The sequence below is a fragment of the Chryseobacterium sp. GTID13 genome (assembly GCF_056172655.1).
In genome coordinates, this window is sequence record NZ_JAOCMB010000005.1 from 1,763,057 (window position 1) to 1,780,106 (window position 17,050).

19 protein-coding genes, 1 tRNA gene and 1 pseudogene are annotated in these 17,050 nt (G+C 37.8%); 10 read left to right on the forward strand and 11 right to left on the reverse strand.

The annotated features are described in order from the left end of the window. Window positions 1-163 precede the first annotated feature (163 nt). Together N4G44_RS14750 and N4G44_RS14755 are read right to left on the reverse strand one after the other, a co-directional pair. The gene (locus N4G44_RS14750) at window positions 164-1,066 is read right to left on the reverse strand and encodes a hypothetical protein (protein WP_474927979.1); all 903 of its coding nucleotides are present in this window, start codon (window positions 1,064-1,066) and stop codon (window positions 164-166) included. A 26-nt stretch (window positions 1,067-1,092) separates the two neighbouring features. Continuing rightward, entirely contained in the window at window positions 1,093-1,239 is a 147-nt protein-coding gene (locus N4G44_RS14755; RefSeq protein ID WP_474927981.1) for a hypothetical protein, read from the reverse strand. Between the two features lie 886 nt (window positions 1,240-2,125). On the opposite strand from N4G44_RS14755, the gene N4G44_RS14760 reads away from it, so the two are divergent. Next, window positions 2,126-2,530: a helix-turn-helix domain-containing protein gene (locus N4G44_RS14760; protein ID WP_474927983.1), complete on the forward strand. Its 405-nt coding sequence runs from the start codon at window positions 2,126-2,128 to the stop codon at window positions 2,528-2,530. Further along, on the forward strand, window positions 2,527-3,654 hold the full coding sequence (locus N4G44_RS14765) for a helix-turn-helix domain-containing protein (RefSeq protein WP_474927985.1): 1,128 nt from the start codon (window positions 2,527-2,529) through the stop codon (window positions 3,652-3,654). Before N4G44_RS14760 ends, N4G44_RS14765 begins: the two co-directional genes overlap by 4 nt. Window positions 3,655-3,671: 17 nt before the next feature. Here N4G44_RS14765 and N4G44_RS14770 read toward each other — a convergent pair whose 3' ends face one another. Together N4G44_RS14770 and N4G44_RS14775 are read right to left on the reverse strand one after the other, a co-directional pair. Beyond that, window positions 3,672-4,238 (reverse strand): cysteine hydrolase family protein, encoded by a 567-nt coding sequence (locus N4G44_RS14770; RefSeq protein ID WP_474927987.1) that lies wholly within the window; start codon window positions 4,236-4,238, stop codon window positions 3,672-3,674. A gap of 10 nt (window positions 4,239-4,248) precedes the next feature. After that, window positions 4,249-5,196: an alpha/beta hydrolase gene (locus tag N4G44_RS14775; RefSeq protein ID WP_474927988.1), complete on the reverse strand. Its 948-nt coding sequence runs from the start codon at window positions 5,194-5,196 to the stop codon at window positions 4,249-4,251. A 125-nt stretch (window positions 5,197-5,321) separates the two neighbouring features. Between N4G44_RS14775 and N4G44_RS14780 the strand changes: the two genes are divergently transcribed. From N4G44_RS14780 to N4G44_RS14800, 5 genes are all read left to right on the forward strand, one after another. After that, window positions 5,322-5,687, forward strand: coding sequence for a winged helix-turn-helix transcriptional regulator (locus N4G44_RS14780; protein ID WP_474927989.1), 366 nt, complete (start codon window positions 5,322-5,324; stop codon window positions 5,685-5,687). A 145-nt stretch (window positions 5,688-5,832) separates the two neighbouring features. Beyond that, window positions 5,833-5,905 (forward strand) — tRNA-Phe (locus tag N4G44_RS14785). 257 nt (window positions 5,906-6,162) lie between these two features. Further along, window positions 6,163-7,260, forward strand: coding sequence for a thioredoxin family protein (locus N4G44_RS14790; RefSeq protein ID WP_474928346.1), 1,098 nt, complete (start codon window positions 6,163-6,165; stop codon window positions 7,258-7,260). Further along, window positions 7,260-7,883: a DUF3575 domain-containing protein gene (locus tag N4G44_RS14795; protein ID WP_474927991.1), complete on the forward strand. Its 624-nt coding sequence runs from the start codon at window positions 7,260-7,262 to the stop codon at window positions 7,881-7,883. Before N4G44_RS14790 ends, N4G44_RS14795 begins: the two co-directional genes overlap by 1 nt. A 66-nt stretch (window positions 7,884-7,949) precedes the next feature. Further along, window positions 7,950-8,093 (forward strand): hypothetical protein, encoded by a 144-nt coding sequence (locus N4G44_RS14800; RefSeq protein ID WP_474927992.1) that lies wholly within the window; start codon window positions 7,950-7,952, stop codon window positions 8,091-8,093. Window positions 8,094-8,199: 106 nt separating this feature from the next. Here N4G44_RS14800 and N4G44_RS14805 read toward each other — a convergent pair whose 3' ends face one another. Further along, window positions 8,200-9,396, reverse strand: a complete 1,197-nt coding sequence (locus tag N4G44_RS14805; RefSeq protein WP_474927993.1) for an exo-beta-N-acetylmuramidase NamZ family protein — start codon at window positions 9,394-9,396, stop codon at window positions 8,200-8,202. A gap of 4 nt (window positions 9,397-9,400) precedes the next feature. Here N4G44_RS14805 and N4G44_RS14810 point away from each other — a divergent pair, with 4 nt between their 5' ends. Together N4G44_RS14810 and N4G44_RS14815 are read left to right on the forward strand one after the other, a co-directional pair. Continuing rightward, window positions 9,401-10,630, forward strand: a complete 1,230-nt coding sequence (locus N4G44_RS14810) for an ABC transporter permease (protein WP_474927994.1) — start codon at window positions 9,401-9,403, stop codon at window positions 10,628-10,630. Window positions 10,631-10,764: 134 nt separating this feature from the next. Continuing rightward, window positions 10,765-11,748: a PLP-dependent cysteine synthase family protein gene (locus N4G44_RS14815; RefSeq protein ID WP_369840361.1), complete on the forward strand. Its 984-nt coding sequence runs from the start codon at window positions 10,765-10,767 to the stop codon at window positions 11,746-11,748. Between the two features lie 190 nt (window positions 11,749-11,938). Here the strand turns inward: N4G44_RS14815 and N4G44_RS14820 are convergent, their stop codons facing one another. Genes N4G44_RS14820 through N4G44_RS14835 form a run of 4 tightly spaced genes read right to left on the reverse strand, consistent with a single transcriptional unit; the run spans window position 11,939 to window position 13,733 of the window. Next, entirely contained in the window at window positions 11,939-12,187 is a 249-nt protein-coding gene (locus N4G44_RS14820) for a hypothetical protein (protein ID WP_474927996.1), read from the reverse strand. Continuing rightward, the gene (locus N4G44_RS14825) at window positions 12,184-12,465 is read right to left on the reverse strand and encodes a hypothetical protein (RefSeq protein ID WP_474927998.1); all 282 of its coding nucleotides are present in this window, start codon (window positions 12,463-12,465) and stop codon (window positions 12,184-12,186) included. The genes N4G44_RS14820 and N4G44_RS14825 overlap by 4 nt, the downstream gene beginning before the upstream one ends. A gap of 44 nt (window positions 12,466-12,509) precedes the next feature. Then, on the reverse strand, window positions 12,510-12,812 hold the full coding sequence (locus N4G44_RS14830) for a chaperone modulator CbpM (RefSeq protein WP_474928000.1): 303 nt from the start codon (window positions 12,810-12,812) through the stop codon (window positions 12,510-12,512). Between the two features lie 3 nt (window positions 12,813-12,815). Continuing rightward, window positions 12,816-13,733, reverse strand: a complete 918-nt coding sequence (locus N4G44_RS14835; RefSeq protein ID WP_474928001.1) for a DnaJ C-terminal domain-containing protein — start codon at window positions 13,731-13,733, stop codon at window positions 12,816-12,818. Window positions 13,734-13,826: 93 nt separating this feature from the next. Between N4G44_RS14835 and N4G44_RS14840 the strand changes: the two are divergent. Next, a pseudogene (locus tag N4G44_RS14840) lies at window positions 13,827-15,025 on the forward strand (dicarboxylate/amino acid:cation symporter). A gap of 30 nt (window positions 15,026-15,055) precedes the next feature. Here N4G44_RS14840 and N4G44_RS14845 read toward each other — a convergent pair. Continuing rightward, on the reverse strand, window positions 15,056-15,439 hold the full coding sequence (locus tag N4G44_RS14845; protein WP_474928003.1) for a DUF779 domain-containing protein: 384 nt from the start codon (window positions 15,437-15,439) through the stop codon (window positions 15,056-15,058). A 114-nt stretch (window positions 15,440-15,553) separates the two neighbouring features. Further along, window positions 15,554-16,588 (reverse strand): alcohol dehydrogenase AdhP, encoded by a 1,035-nt coding sequence (gene adhP, locus N4G44_RS14850; RefSeq protein WP_474928005.1) that lies wholly within the window; start codon window positions 16,586-16,588, stop codon window positions 15,554-15,556. Window positions 16,589-17,050: the final 462 nt, after the last annotated feature.

The following is a 17,050-nucleotide window of genomic DNA, read 5'->3' on the forward strand; positions in this document are numbered from 1 at the left end:
TTTATGAAAATTTATAATCTCCTAAATAAAAGACAAGTCTTAAAACTAAAACTATCCCTAACCGGATATTAAAAATATATATATTCATTTGTGAATTTAGAATTTTATGTTTTGGTTAGGGATATGGAGTAATTACAGCGTTATGTATTGTCGTACAATTGGATTATTGTAAACGCTGAATAGTTATTCTTATATTGTGGTAATCTGACGGAGTAGGTGCCGTTTGCGAATCAGATACACTGTAAAATTCAATTCTGTACCAACGGGCTTTGTTCATGACAACATTCATTTTGAGTACTTTTGCTGTAGACGGATTCCAACTTCCCGTATTCCCTTGTCCTACATCTAGATAACTGTTAGCTGCAATATTTCCTGCTGCTGACACAGTAGTTCCTGATGAATATCCTTCCACCTGCCAGTTAAGCCCCATTGCATTTGATGATGTATTATATAAATAAGGTGCGAAAGTAAATCCTCCTGTTATTTTCCTGATATCAATTCTAAGCCCTTCTATCACCGGAAGATCTGATGTAAGTGTACTGGCATACTGCCCATCTGCCATTGCCGACTGCAGGATTCTATTGTAATATCCATATACCTGCCCCACTCTCAATATGTCTCCAGTAAGTTTTGCCACACAGTTCTGGTTCAGAAAGCTTATATTAAAGATCGCCGGATTGGGAGAGGATTGGGATGGAACTCCTGTAAGATCATAAATCAGCTCCCCGTTTCCATTGGAAAGATATCCGGGACGTAATTTTGCACTTAATCCGGTATTGCCTGTAGAAGCTACAGGCGTTCCTGCACCATAAGCTCCGCCATTACCTCCGGAGTATGGAATGACCATAACTCCGCTATAAGGTACTCCTGATATAAAAGTAGGTGGGTTGAAAGTAGCGTCCGAGCAATTAAGTCCCTGCACTGACGGGGTAATTGTGGAAGAAGAATTAAAAACCCTCCATTCACTTCCGTTCCAGTAATGATATCCTTCCGTCTGTAATCCGCCGGTCCCTAAATTATAAACCAGCAATCCTGTTGCGGGAGCAGGAACGGTAATTTGATCCACTGATGTTTTAAGGGCAACTTTTGGCCCTAAAAAACCTTTTTCCCATCAGGAGGCAAAGAGGTAACATCAAGATGTAAGATTGAAGAATTATCTGGCGCTGGCGTGCCAATACCAACTTGTCCATAAAAGCCTGCAGAAAATAAAGTAAGAAGTAGAAAGGAATAGTTTTTCATGTGAAATAATTTTTTGTTTGAATGCACAAAAAAATGAAACCAACAGGATTTTAAACTAATAAACTGTCAAAATTAAGAATGACAAATTGTAAATTAGAAAACAACTAGTTGAATATTAATAAAATATTTATATTTTAGGGGATAATAATAACGCAGTGTATAATATTGCTAATACTTTTTTCTCTACTCCTGTCTGGTGCCCGCCCTCGTATGCTGTACTCTTCTGATATATTCTTATAACAAAAAGGAAAGCAAGCGGGAAAATAATATTAAAAAAGTTTTAATAGTGTATTTTGGTATTGTGGCCTTATTCGGATTGTTTATCGGGCTCAGGGAAACCAAGGCAATACAGCTAAAAGGGAAGGCTTATCCTTTTATATTTTTGTATGCAGCAAGCGTTAGTGTATTATTTTTCCATTTCATTTTTCTTTTAACGAACAAAAAACAAAAAATGATTATACCTGCCTTCAATTATACACTTCCGGTTATATTATTTGTTGTTACCGTATTTTTCTTTTATTTACTCTATCCCAGAATCAAGTCTCAAACAGAGATGAATCAGTATATGATGCCCTACTGTTTATTGTATTTCCTATTGTACCAAATATATTATGGCAGCCTTTCGTTAAAGTATATCCGTTCTTACAGGAGAGAAGTAGAAAAAAGGAATATTACAATGAATATTAATAAAACTGTTAACTGGCTTTATTCTTTAATGGCAATTAAGCTATGCTTTATTGTACTTATTACTCTCCAGATATTGCTGGGTTATCGCTTCCTTATGCTTCCTACATTTTTCACTCTCAGCTCTCTTTTGTTTATTATTATTTTATTTAATGTATTGGAGAAAAATTATTATTTTCTGCCTCTTTTAAAAAATAATACAGTGCTTGCTCCTACCGGACATATTTTCCATGAATCTTATCTGAATGAAGTTGTACCGCAAAATGACCAGAAAAATATCATATTCAGCCAAAAGGATTTTGAAACTTATTTTCATGAGCAAAAGCCTTATCTTATTCCTACTTTTAAAATTGATGATCTCAGTCTCATTTTTAATACAAACAGAACCTATATGTCGAAATTTATAAACGGCACCTATGATATGAATTTTAATCAGTTTGTGAATTACTGGAGGTTAAATGAAGTAAAAGAGCTTAAATTATTAACCTTACATAAAAATAAATCTACCGAAGAACTTGCCCGGATAGCAGGCTTTGGAAGTGTCAGAAGCTATTTAAGAGCTGTAAGAGCTGCCTCTGAAAAACAAACAACAGATTTTAAAGGATGATATCTTATCTGCTTTTCCTGTCTTCTTTTGCCTGTGTTTCCGGAAGTGTGTTCTGTGTTTTTCTATTTCCGGGAAAATTAATTGGCCAGAAGCATCCTTTTAGAACAAAAATAGTATTCATTATCGGTATTTGTTTTTTACTGGTACTGGGAATGCTGCATATAACCCATATCATTCATTCAGTTTATAACAATCTGCCAATCGAAAGTATCAGAGCCTTCAATTTATTTTGCCTGGCTTTACTTCCTATCCTGCTGAACCTGTTTATCTCTGCGTTAACCGGAAGAAATCTGAGGGATAAGAATTTTTTAATCAAAAACTATATATTCCCTATCTGTCTTATTTTAACAATAGGATTGGGAATAACATTCGCACTGCAGAATATTGATTATGAACCGGCTATAGAAAAAACTTATCCGGAAAACAGTATAATATGGTTCCGGAAACCCGGAAATGTAGATTTGTATATGAGCTTATTCACCATTCTGTTCTATCAATATCTGTCTGTAAGATCCATTGCCGTTTTCCATAATAATGGGTCTGATCGATCTATACTTTATAAAACTTATTCAGCGCAATCGGTTTTAAAGATTGTTTTTCTGTTAACAGCCATGAACATCATCTACTTTTTGCTGAGTTTGATTTCTATCAATATACCCGCTATTTATAATGCCAGTATCTTTTCATTCAATATAATATCTTTTATTCTCCTTACTACTTTCAGTTATAATTTATTCACTGATAATTATTTAACCTCATCCGTTCCTCATAAAGCCGATGTAAAGAAAAAGATCAATAATTCTGAAGTAATCAATAAAGAAAAATTTGAAAGGTATCTGCAGGAGCACAAGCCTTTTCTGAATTGCGAGCTTAAATTATCGGACGTAACGCAGTATATGGGGACCAACAGAACCTATCTATCCCTTTTTATCAATGAGAACTATGGAATGAATTTCAACCATTTCATCAATAGTTTAAGGATTGAAGAACTGAAACAGCTTAAATTATCACCTCATTATAAAGGTACCCCTGACGAAGAATTAATATATATCGTAGGATTTAAAAGCTATAAAAGTTATCAGAAAACTATTGAGAATTTAAGCAATAATATCCCTTTAAGTTAATCACCTTATTCTTTACCTTACAATTCCTGCAATAACTTTTCTGAATTCCAAACGGAAGCAAATTCTTCATTCAGATTAGCCAGAGCAGTCAGATGAATCAGTTCGGCATCATATTTCTCTCCGTTAATTCCAATCCTGTCAAACGCTGCTGTGGCATCAGAAACCACGTAGGTTTCATATCCAAAATTCCCGGCCATTCTCGTAGTAGTTGAAACACAGTGATTCGTAGTTATTCCTGCAATTACAAGAGTATTTATACCTTGCTGATCTATTCTTTGTTTTAAATCAGTCCCGATAAAAGCGCTGTTTACATTTTTTGTAATAACAGGCTCATCATTTTGAGGAAGAACATAGTCATTAAACTGAAATCCCGGATCAGTTTCATGCAGCTTGGATTCCGGATTAACGGAACTGTGTCTGATATGGAAAATGGGAAGTTCCAGTTCCCTCCACTTTTTCAATAGAATTCCACTGATCTTTTCCGCTTCCTTATTCCTGTTTCCGCCCCAGTATTCTTCATCCAAAAATCCTTTTTGTATATCAATCAGCAACAGAGCCGGTTTTTTATCCCTTAATTTTGTCATTTTCTGTTCTTTAATCATTAAACATACGGGTGTAAAGAAATTCCTTATATCTGTCATTTAAAGGACAATCAAACAAATCAAATACATGCAATGCACCAGAGATCACCCACAGCTCGGTTTTAACACCTACCTGGTATAAGAGGCTGGCATATTCTATATTTTCGTCCCTTAAAGGATCCAGTTCGCAGGCTACTATTGTTGTTCCGGGAAGATTACTGAAATCATCGTAACGCGTAAGATCTGCATATCGAATGCTTTTATCTTTATCATCATGTCCCAAAAAATGAAGCCAGGCGGTTTCTGCATATTTTTTATTCCATAAAGGAGCATCTGTGAATTCATTCATGGAAGGCGTATCAAGCTTGTTATGAACCACAGGATATAGTAGAAACTGGTGTTTTATATTTTTTATTCCTTTATCATTAGCCATCTGGGTAACTGCTGCAGCCAAATGCCCGCCCGCACTCGCTCCGAAAACAACAATCTGTTCCGGGTCAATTTTAAGTTGCTCGGCTCCGTTCCTGATTACCCACTGCAGCGAATCAAACCCTTCCAGTATCGGTATGGGAAACCTGTATTGCGGAGAAAGCCTGTAATCAACCGAAACAATTGTTGCATTTAGATTTTCTGCTATTTCAAACATCTGGGGATCTACCTGTTCCGGAAGGCCGAAGACGTATCCTCCTCCATGAAAATAGAGGATCGTTCTTGTCTTATCAAAATTTTTCGGCTGATAAATATGAAGCCTTATCTGGTGATGATCAAAAGAGCTTTCTATGAAAATATCGTTCACATTAATATCATCCGGCCCCATGAAAGGGTTGTCCTTTGCCAGCTGTATTTTTTCTTTCTGAATGATCTCAGGATTGCTGAGAAATTCGGTTTCATTAATTTCCAGTGAAAAAGGAAAACGGTCTATACTTTCCTTCAGACCTCTATCAATTCTATTTAAATTCATTATTTGTATAATTTTTGGATGATAGCTATAAGTTTTCACCCATTATTTTATTTTGTAAATTTATATGATGAATATCGGGTCTGCAAAGACTCAATGAATTGTGTGGAACGAACAAAAATGTAAGTATGAGTATTAAAGAGTCTTCAACGAATAACGAGAATAAGAAAAAATTAGAACAAAGCTGCTCGGAAATCTACGCCGTGAATCTGATCAGCGGAAGATGGATACTTTCTATCTGCTACTGCCTGAAGCAAAGAAAACTGAGATTTTCCGAGCTGAAAAACAGCATTCCCAACATCACCGAGAGAATGCTCACCATGCAGCTTAAGAAAATGGAAGAAGAACATTTGGTCTCAAAGAAAATGTATGCAGAAATACCTCCCCGGGCAGAATACGAATTAACCGAAATAGGAATTAAACTGATCCCCGTTCTGGATGAGCTGGAAACCTGGGGTAAAGAACATAAAAAAGTAAAAAACAGCCTGCAATAATTAACGCTGACATTCAACAAGATATACTCTGTTTTGAATTCTAAACAATTATCTCTGCAAAAAAACTCTTCATTTTAGCAAAAAAAACTTGCACGATATCTCAAAAAGCTCTATTTTTGCACCCACGTTAAACAACGGAATAATTGGTTTCTTAGCTCAGTTGGTAGAGCAATGGATTGAAAATCCATGTGTCCCTGGTTCGATTCCTGGAGAAACCACTTAAAACCTCTAATTTATTTAGAGGTTTTTTTGTTTTTAAGATACCCAGGAATTAGTAAACGTTGTTTTTCTATAAAGGTTAACAATCTTAAAGTTTCGTTAATAAAGAGCCTTCCCAGGTAAACTCACCGTCTATTTTTTGGAAAATACCTATCTTCGCCAACAAATCTAATTTGAAAATGAGGAAGATCATCTCCGGGATATTTGTTTTCTGCTCTGCAGCCATACTTGCTCAGGAAGCTATCCAGTTTCATGAATTACCGTTCAAAGACTTAATAGCAAAGGCAAAAAAAGAAAAAAACTTGTTTTCGTCGATGCCTATGCTTCATGGTGCGGACCCTGTAAGATGATGGAAAAAAATGTATTCACCAAAAAAACGGTAGGCGATTATTTCAATACCAATTTCGTTAATGCCAGATTCGACATGGAAAAAGGGGAAGGAAGGGAAATTGCTGCCAAATATGGAGTACGTTCCTACCCTACTTATCTGTTCCTGAATGGTGAGGGTGATCTTGTATCCCAAAATTCAGGTTATATGGATGAGGGGCTTTTCGTAGCCATGGCCCAGAATATCAATTCTCCCGGTAATAACAAAGGTTCCTTAAAAGAGCGTTTTGCCAAAGGAGAAAAAGATCCTGAATTCCTCATCAACATTATGAAACTGAACTCTTCTTCAGATTATGATTTTGCTAAAAAAGCTTCCGAACGTTATTTTGAAAACAAAAAGAAAACCGAAGAAATCACCAAAGAGGAAATAGGCTTTCTCCTGTTCTTCGTAAAATCAACGGAAGACAGCAACTATAATACATTTGCCTCAAGAAAGGCTGAAATTATCAAATATCTGCCCGAAGAAACTTACAACGAGTTCAATAACCAATTGAAACTTTCAAAAATCGTAGAGCAGTCTATCGATGATAAGAATAAAAGGATCAACGATGAGTATTTCATGAAAACTGCTGAACCTTTAGTAGGAAAACAGCTTGCCGAGTCCAAACTGAACCAAACAAAGCTAAGCTATTACGAACAAAATGCTAATTTTCCAGAATTTGAAAAAGCTGCCCTGGTATATTATAAAAACTCTGATGCATTTGAACCTAATGAATTGCTCAGAGCGGCCTGGGTATTCAGCGAGCATATCAAAAATCCTGCGTCTTTAAAGAAAGCTACAGAATGGGCTGAAAAATCTGTAATGCGCAGCGAAACACCGGAAAACACATACATTCTTGCAAAGCTTTATTTTCTGACCGGAAATAAGGAAATGGCCAAAAACTACGCAGAAATGTCTAAGAATATGGCTGTCCAGACCAATAAGGACTCCAAGCTTGCAGAAGAATTATTGAAACAAATAAAATAATGCTAAAACACAAATTTCTTACCGCATCCATCACCCTCTTGTCCACAGCAATGCTGACAGCTCAAGAGCAGCAACAGGAAAAAGGTCTTTATATCAAAGGAAATGCACTTCTGGCGCCGATCGGGCTCATCAATATTGGTTTGGAAAAACAATTGAGTCAAAAAATTACTATACAGGGCGATGTTTTGGTATCTCCCTGGAAATCTTTTGCAGGACACGAATTCCAATACTACTCTGCATCTGTCGAAGGCAGGTATTATTTCAATGAAGCGTTCAGCAAGTGGTATATAGGCGCGAATATTGCAGGCTCAGCTTTTGTACTTCAAAAATGGAATTATTGGAATAATTCTCCTTACATTAATGATAAAAATGAAGTTTTCGTTTCATCAGACTTATATCAAAAAGGAGTTTCATTTATACTGGGAGTTACAGGCGGTTACCAGTTTAAAGTATCAGACCGTTGGAATATCGATGTGTATGCAACAATCGGTACCTCTCAGGATTTTTACAAAGGATATGACCGTAATACGGGCCAGCGATATGAATCGGCTAAGAAATTTAACAAAAGCGGAGAAATCCTTCCTTACAGAGGAGGCGTAATGATCTCTTATAAACTAAAATAACAGCATGAAACTGTTCGGAAAAAATCATATTATCATTTCAGTGATCACATTTGTGATTCTTTTTTAATGAATTATATCGGAAATGATCTGCCTGATAAACTGGAAAGAGCATTAATGACAGCTTTTGCCGGAGTTATAGGTTTATCTATTGGGCTTTTTATCCTTAATAAGGGAAAGAATGATAATAAGCCGCCACAGAATTTTGACTGATAAAAAGTGAATGGTTAATAGTCAATTTGGCTTCTCCAGTGAATTTTATCATACTCAACGATTCACTATTGACCGGCGAAGCCAAATTGACTATTGACTTTTAAAATCAGTTCTCGTAAATAACATATTTGCTTCGGATCTTTTCAAATTTATCCAGATCACTTTTCCACGAAGCCCTGATTTCCTGAATTGATTTTCCGGCTATAATCTGCTTTCTGAATTCATCCGTTCCGGCCAGTTTATCGAAAAACAAATTCTCAAGGAAAAAGCCCTGATTAGGATTTTTATATGCCTTATAAGATTTGATCAGCCATTCAAGATTGAGTTCCCTAAGATCTTTCGGATAGGCAGAGAGATCTTCACCGTAGCAAAGTTTTCCATTCAGGAAAGGATCTTTTGCCCCAAAATTTGGCTTGGGTGTAAACTGATACGGCAGCCCTTGCGTCCAGGGAGATCCGTAAATCTGAAATGGCAGATTGGTCCCTCTTCCTACGGAAACCTGGGTTCCTTCAAAGAAGCATAGACTGGGATACAGGTTAATAGACTTATCGTTGGGAAGGTTTGGTGAAGGCTTATCCAAAACAGAATAACGCTGTTTTTTATGATAATTTTTCATCGGAATCAGGGTATATTTTGCCTGAACTCCATTTTTCAGCCATTTTTCGCCATTGACCATTTTTCCGTATTCTCCTATCGTCAGCCCATACACTACAGGAACTTCATGCATTCCTACAAAACTTGACCATTTGTTTTTCAGAACCGGTCCGTCAGTATAGCCATCATGCGGATTGGGACGGTCGAGTACCATTATTTCCACATTATTTTCTGCTCCGGCTTCCATTAAATAGGTTAAAGTTGAAATGTAGGTATAAAATCTTACTCCTACATCCTGGATGTCGAAGACTACGACATCTAACCCTTTTAGTTGTTCCGGTTTTGGTTTTTTATTGTTTCCATATAAAGAAATAATAGGAATACCGGTTTTGGTATCGACTCCGTTTTTTACTTTTTCGCCGGCATCAGCATCTCCCCTGAAACCATGTTCAGGAGCAAAGATTGTTTTAATTTTAATATTATTCTTCACCAGAAAATCTACCACATAGCTTTTATCGCTCATCAAACCCGTTTGGTTCGTCACTATCCCGATTGTTTTGTTCTTCAGCAAAGGCAGATAAAGTTCAGGCTGGTCTGCTCCCGTTTTGAAATCCGGTTGAACTTGAGTCTGAGAATAATATTGATTGAATACTCCTAAAAAAATTAGGCAAATAAGAAGTAAATTTTTAATTTTGAAATCTAAATTCATAAGCTTGAAATTTCCTTTATATTTCTCTAGAAAAATAGCGTTTTCCAAAGATAACAAAAATAACCTTTCAAGAGTTATCATCTTCATCGGCAGGCTTTCTGTAGCTTTGGGGATCATTGTTTCTTTAATTACCGTAGCTACCGGCTTCGGCTCCAAGAAAGCCATTAAGGAAAGACTGGCGGATTTTAGCGGACATATTACTGTACGGTCTACCAGATCCAATTCTTCTTACAATACCTCTGTCTTAGATAATCAGGGACTGGATATTCAGAAGATTAAAAAGCTTCCTGATGTGGAAAGTGTCCAGAAATATGCAACAGTGACAGGAATTATGCGTAATGAGCACAATTTTTCGGGAATCATATTCAAAGGAGTCGGGAAAGATTTTGACAGCCTGAGATTCAAAAAATTCCTGGTTGCAGGCACAACTCCTAAAGTAACAGAAAAGGGTTTCAACAATGATGTCACTATTTCGCAGAAAATAGCCAATGATCTTCATCTGAAAGTGAATGACAGTATAGTCACCGTATTTTCAAAAGCAGACCAGAAACCTATTTACCGTAATTTCAGGGTGATAGGAATTTATAAAACGGATATTAAAATGATTGATGAGCAGTTCGTTATAGGCGGCATCAATCATGTAAGAAAAATTCTGGAAATGAAACCTGACGAAATAGGCGGTCTTGATATTTTCTTCAGAAACGTGAATGATATCGACAAAGATTTTCCGGAAATTGAAAAACTGATCGGCTACAAAAACTATGCGGAAAAGGCAACGGAAAAATTCCCGCAAATCAACGACTGGATCAGTATTTTCGATACCAATATTGCCCTGATCATCATTATTATGCTGATTGTGGTTGTGATCAATATTATCATGGTCCTTTTAATTCTGATCATCGAAAGAACCAATTCCATCGGGCTTCTGAAAACCCTCGGAGCCAGCAATTCACAGATAAGAGCTACTTTCATCAATTATACACTGATCATCATGATCCCCGGACTTCTCTACGGCAATGCAATAGGCCTGGGTTTGATCCTGATTCAGAAGTTCTTCGGTATTATCAAGCTTAATCCTGAAAACTATTATGTAAGTACAGTGCCGGTAGACCTTAATCCTGTTGCTATTATTTCCATCTCAGTAGGAATTCTGATTATTTCAGGACTGGCATTAATTATTCCGAGTTACCTGATCAGTAAGATATCTCCGGTTAAGGCGATTAAATACAATTAAATGTGAATGGTGAATTGTCAATTGTCAATTTTAATAGCATTCATTATTGACTATTCACCATTCACATTATAAATCATCTTAAATTACGCAGCTAATTTTTAAAGCCTTATCTTTGCATCGCTTATAAAACATTTATGAAATACGCAAAAAATATTCTTGAAACCATCGGAAATACACCTCTTGTAAAGCTTAACAAAGTATTGGGTGAAGATTTTCCTGCTTTGGTTTTAGCAAAAGTAGAGACGTTCAATCCCGGAAATTCTGTAAAGGACAGAATGGCTCTTAAAATGATAGAAGATGCCGAAAAAGACGGCAGATTAAAACCCGGAGGTACCATTATTGAAGGAACTTCAGGAAATACAGGAATGGGACTGGCTCTTGCCGCCATCATCAAAGGCTACAAATGTATTTTTGTAACCAATTCCAAGCAATCTAAGGAAAAATGCGATATTCTTCGTGCTGTAGGAGCTGAAGTGATTGTATGCCCTACAGATGTGAAGCCTACAGATCCGCGTTCTTATTATTCAGTTTCCAAAAGACTGGCTAAGGAAACAGAAAACGGATGGTATGTGAACCAATATGATAACTTATCCAACAGAGCCGCTCATTACGAGTCCACTGCTCCTGAAATCTGGGAACAGACGGAAGGAAAACTTACTCATTTCGTAGTGGGTGCCGGAACAGGAGGTACCATTACAGGTTGCGGAACATTCTTCAAAGAAAAAAATCCGGAGATCAAAGTAATCGGAGTTGACACTTACGGTTCTATTCTGAAAGAGTTCCACGAGACAGGTGAACTTCACTATGATCACGCCTACACGTATATCACCGAGGGAATCGGGGAAGATATTATTCCTGAGAATTACGATATGTCTGTGATCGATCATTTTGAAAAAGTAACAGATAAAGACGGTGCCATATACGCAAGAAAACTGGCTAAAGAAGAAGGAATTTTCTGCGGATATTCTGCGGGAAGTGCCATTGCTTCGTTAATTCAGATGAAAGATCAGTTTACGAAAGATGATGTCATTGTTGTTCTTCTTCACGACCATGGCTCAAGATATGTAGGAAAAATCTACAATGATGAGTGGATGAAGGAAATGGGGTGGCTGGAGTAAAGGCAAAAAGCTAAAGGGCGAAAAGGCTAAATTGCTGAGGCTTACAACTTTCTACAAATAAAAAAATCAGGGTGTTGTTCACTCTGATTTTTTTATTTGTAATTCTAAGATTAGATGAAGAAGCTATTTTTGCTGTTTAACTTCTACCCTTAATCTCTTCGCCGTTTAGCCTTTTAGCTTTTTTGCCATTTTACCCCTTAATATTCTTTTTTACAGCTTGTTTGAGACTGTCGTAATCCGCCTTGCTCATTGATTTTTGGGGGAACATATAATTAAACTTTCCTTCCAGGGAAATAAATTCATTATTAACATCAAAGTCTTTAAAATCTCCCCATTCGCTTAGTTCTTCCTGGTGATTAAGGTTGACGTTAAAAGTCTCATCATTAAACCTGATCTCATATATTTTGGAATCTTCCAGTGATTTTAAATATTTATTCACTTCTTTTTCCACCGGGAAACCTTATTAATGCTTAAAGAAAGATAAACCGTACACAGCAGAAATAGAAAGCTCACAAAATACAGAATCCCGAATTTTTCTTTGCTTAAATCGCCTTTAAAGAAAAAAAGGATCAGCAGGATTAATCCCACAACCGCTGTAGTAATTGTTTTTCCTCTGGTAGTTGGTGAAAAAAATAAGCTTGTCTGGTTCCCGCTGAAATAAATTTCCTCGAAATCTTTTCTGTTTACATTAAGTTTAATGACTTTCTCTCCATTCATTTCTTAGAAAAATATTAATTTGTTTTAAAGATTACAAAACTAAATCAAATATCTTCATATTGATCATTTATTGCAGAAAGTTTATTCATCAGGTCACGATTTTCTTTCTTCAGTTTCTTTATCCTTAAAAGCATATCATTAATTACCTCCAGACCCGGCAGATTGATTTCCAGATCGTAATGCCAGTTGGTAAACCTTTCGAATACAGGCAAATCATCATACAGTAAATAACGGATTTCGTTCTCTGTTTCTACATTCAGCAGGCCAACATCCACCAGTTCGTCAAAAAAAGTGATCTCTACATTGTATATTTTTACGAGTTCTTCCCGTGATATTCTTTCACTCATGGCTTAGGAATTTTTAAGTTGTTCAAAAAGTTCTTTCTGTTTGTCCGTTAAACCGGTAGGTAATTTCACCTCATACGTCACGAAAAGATCTCCGGACTGTCCTTCTTTCTTATATACCGGAAATCCTTTTCCTTTCAGCCTTACTGTTGTTCCGTTCTGCGTTTCGGGTTTTACTTTCAGATTGACGCTTCCATCCAGTGTATTCACTTTTACATCGCCTCCCAGAACTGCGGTATACAGATCTATTGAAACTTTTGTTTTCAGATCATCACCTACCCTTTCAAAATTGGGATCAACAGGAATATTGAATGTGATGTACAGATCCCCGTTCGGTCCTCCATTAAAACCGGGATTACCATGACCTTTCAGCTTGATCTGCTGGCCATCATAAACCCCTGCAGGAATGGTGATCCTTACTTTTTTACCATTGATCTCGAAAGTCTGTGGATGAGTATGTGCCGCGTCTTTTAAGGTTAAATTCAATTCAGCATGAACGTCCTGTCCTTTAAACTTACCTGAAGAGCTGCCTCTTGAACTTCTGCCAAAACCACCGCCTGCACCGCCAAACATACTTTGGAAAAAATCTGAAAAACCTTCACCTTCACCGAAATCAGCACCGGAAAATCCTCCGCCTCCATAGTTCTGCTGCTGATATTGTCTTTGCTGCTGTTGCTGGGCTTTTTCATATTCTTCCCCATGCTTCCAGTTCTCCCCGTACTTATCATATTTGGCACGGTTTTCAGGATTACTGAGCACTTCATTGGCTTCATTCAGTTCCTTGAATTTTTTCTCCGCTTCTTTGTCGTCGGGATTAAGATCAGGATGGAGCTTTCTTGCCAGTTTTCGATAAGCTTTTTTAATGTCATCCTGGGTTGCGCTTTTATCTACGCCTAGAATTTTATAGTAATCTATATAAGCCATAGAAACGATATTTACTCAAATTTATGAAATTTGTCCCTGAAAAATATATAAGAGAGTGTTAAAAATAACCCTATCTTTGATAAAAAGCGTTGAATGAAAGAGGTTCTTAAAAATTACTCGGGAATTATACTTTTACTATTTGGGATTATAGCAGGAAGCATCATAGGCATTACTGCACCGGGCATTGTAGAATACATTAAGCCTCTGGGAGATATATTCCTGAATTTGCTTTTTGTAAGTGTGGTGCCGCTTGTATTTTTTGCCGTGTCCAATTCTATTGCTTCTCTTGAGCAGCAATCCAAGTTCGGGAAAATCATTCTGGTGATGGCCTTTACTTTCCTGTTTTTTATTCTAACCGCGGCTGTTTTTACCATTTGTGCGGTCTATTTATTCCCTGTTTCAGGGGTTTCCGGCAGTTCAGAGGTAATTGCAGAAACAGCGTCTGAGGAAAATTGGGGTAACAGGATAGTCAGCTTTTTTACAGTCGGAGAATTTACTCAGCTTTTTTCGAGACAAAATATGCTTGCCCTTCTTATTTTCGCCTTCATGACGGGCTTTGCAGCCAGAAAATCAGGAGAAAAAGGCTTACCGTTCAGGGTATTTATCTCTTCAGGATATGAAGTGATGAAAGAATTGCTTTTATTGATCATGAAACTTGCGCCTATCGGGCTTGGAGCTTATTTTGCCTATCAGGTAGCGACTCTGGGACCACAGTTGTTTGGTTTCTATGCTAAACCTCTGGGGCTTTATTATATTGCAGGAATTATTTACTTCTTTGTTTTCTTTTCGCTGTACGCTTTTATGGCTAATGGCCAAAAGGGAATCAAAAGCTTCTGGTCCAATGCGGTATACCCTACTCTTACCGCTTTAAGCACCTGCAGCAGCTTTGCCACAATGCCGGCAAATCTTCAGGCTGCTTCTAAGATCGGTATTCCAAATTCAATTGCCAATCTGGTTATTCCTATCGGGACTACGCTTCATAAAAACGGATCTTCGATGTCTTCGATTATTAAAATATATGTGGCTTTCCTGATCATTGGAAGAGATTTTTTGATCCCTCCAATTTGCTTCTTGCTTTAGGAATTACGGTTTTCGTGAGTATTGTTGCAGGCGGTATTCCCAACGGCGGATATATTGGGGAAATGCTGATGATTTCGGTATATAAATTACCACAGGAAGCCATTCCGGCTGTGATGATTATCGGTACGCTGGTAGACCCACTGGCCACTGTTCTGAATGCTGTAGGAGATATTGTCGCAGCTATGTTTGTGAACCGGTTTGTGAAGGTCTGATTTATTTAAAACAGGAGAAGCTCATCTAACCTACTCGCTTCGTTTTACAGGCTCTAAGTTTTTGTATTCTTCAGGGGTAAAAAGCCTGTAATGGACTTTAAATGTTTTGCCTAAAGGTGTTTCCAGGGAAAAACCTCCGGGACCGAAACCCTCTGTAACATCGAGGGTAAAATGTGAATATTTCCAGTATTCGAATAAATCGCGGTCGATCCAGAATTCATGTCCATTAATGGTACCAATCATGGCATCATTCATACGGGGAAAAAATCCGCCTTTCTCGAAACATTGCGGCTGAGTGCCTTCGCAGCACCCTCCTGCCTGGTAAAACATCAGTGCTCCATATTTCTTTTCCAGTTCGAAAATAACGTCCAGTGCTTTTTCTGTGGCCGACAGCCTTGATATTGTGGTTTCCATTTTTTGTTCTTTTACATCAACAAGTTTACTTCTAAGATACGAAGATTCTACCTATTTTTATTGTTTCAAAAAGCCCGGCAGAAAAATCCACCGGGCACATTAATCCATCATCATTTAATTTGAGCCGGCAATATCCAGCACGATTCTGCCATCAATCTGACCTTTCTTCATTTTATCAAAAACATCATTAATATCTTCAAGCTTTGCAGAGGTTACCGTTGCCTTTACCAATCCTTCATTTGCAAAATCCAGCGCTTCCTGAAGATCTTTTCTTGTTCCGACAATAGAACCTCTCACTGTTATTCTTTTTAATACGGTTTCAAAAATCGGAAGCTCAAAGGATCCTGGAGGAAGGCCGTTAAGAGCTATTGTCCCCTTTCTTCTGAGTACATCGATTCCCTGCTTGAATGCAATTGGAGATACTGCTGTAATTAAAGCACCATGCATTCCGCCCACTTCTTTATGCAGATATTCCCCGGGATCTGTATTTTTCGCATTCACTACAAGGTCTGCGCCGAGCTTTTTCGCCAGTTCCAGTTTATCATCTGCTACATCAATTGCAGCAACGTGCATGCCCATTGCTTTCGCGTACTGAACTGCAACATGCCCCAATCCACCGATTCCTGAGATAGCTACCCATTCTCCGGGTTTTGTCTCGGTTTCTTTTAAACCTTTATAAACAGTTACTCCTGCACACAAAATAGGAGCAATTTCCAGGAAATTAACATCTGATTTTAAATGCCCTACATATCTTGAATCTGCAATAACATATTCTGCAAAGCCTCCATCTACGCTATAGCCTCCGTTTTTCTGTGCTTCACACAGGGTTTCCCAGCCGGTGATACAGTAATCACAACATCCGCAGGCACTGTATAACCATGGAACACCTACTGCATCTCCTTCTTTCACCTGCGCTTCAGGACCGCATGCTACGACAATACCTACTCCTTCGTGGCCGGGAATCAGAGGCATTTTGGGTTTTGCAGGCCAGTCGCCATCTACAGCATGGAGATCTGTATGACACACCCCACAGGCAATAACTTTAACCAGGACTTCATATCTTCCGGGTTCTCTTACCGGAACTTCTTCTATTTTCAGTGGTTGTCCGTAGCCTTGAACTACAGCAGCTTTCATTGTTTTTGGAATCATATTTATCTGAGTTTAGTTTTTTATTAGTTAGATGATCATGGTGAATTGTGAATTTTACTGTCAGTCTGTCATTGACTATTGACTTGCGAAGCAAAATTGACTCTTCACATCGAAATGGTGAATGGTGAGTCGTCAATTGTGAATCTTACTATCGGTCTGTCATTGACTATTGACTTGCGAAGCAAATTGACTTTTCACATTGAAATGGTCAATGGTGAATCGTCAATTGTGAATCTTACTATCGGTCAGCTATTGACTATTGACTTGCGAAGCAAAATTGACTCTTCACAATCATAACTGTGAATCCCTTAAAGGCAATACATTTCCCGCCTACCTGAATATTTCAGATAAGGAATACGGTTTTTCGCGTGAGGGATAGGAAGGGCGGCGAGGAACGAGCCGGTGCGAAATGAAATGGAGCACCGAAACGAAGTGAAGCCCTGGAACAGCCCGACCGTTTTG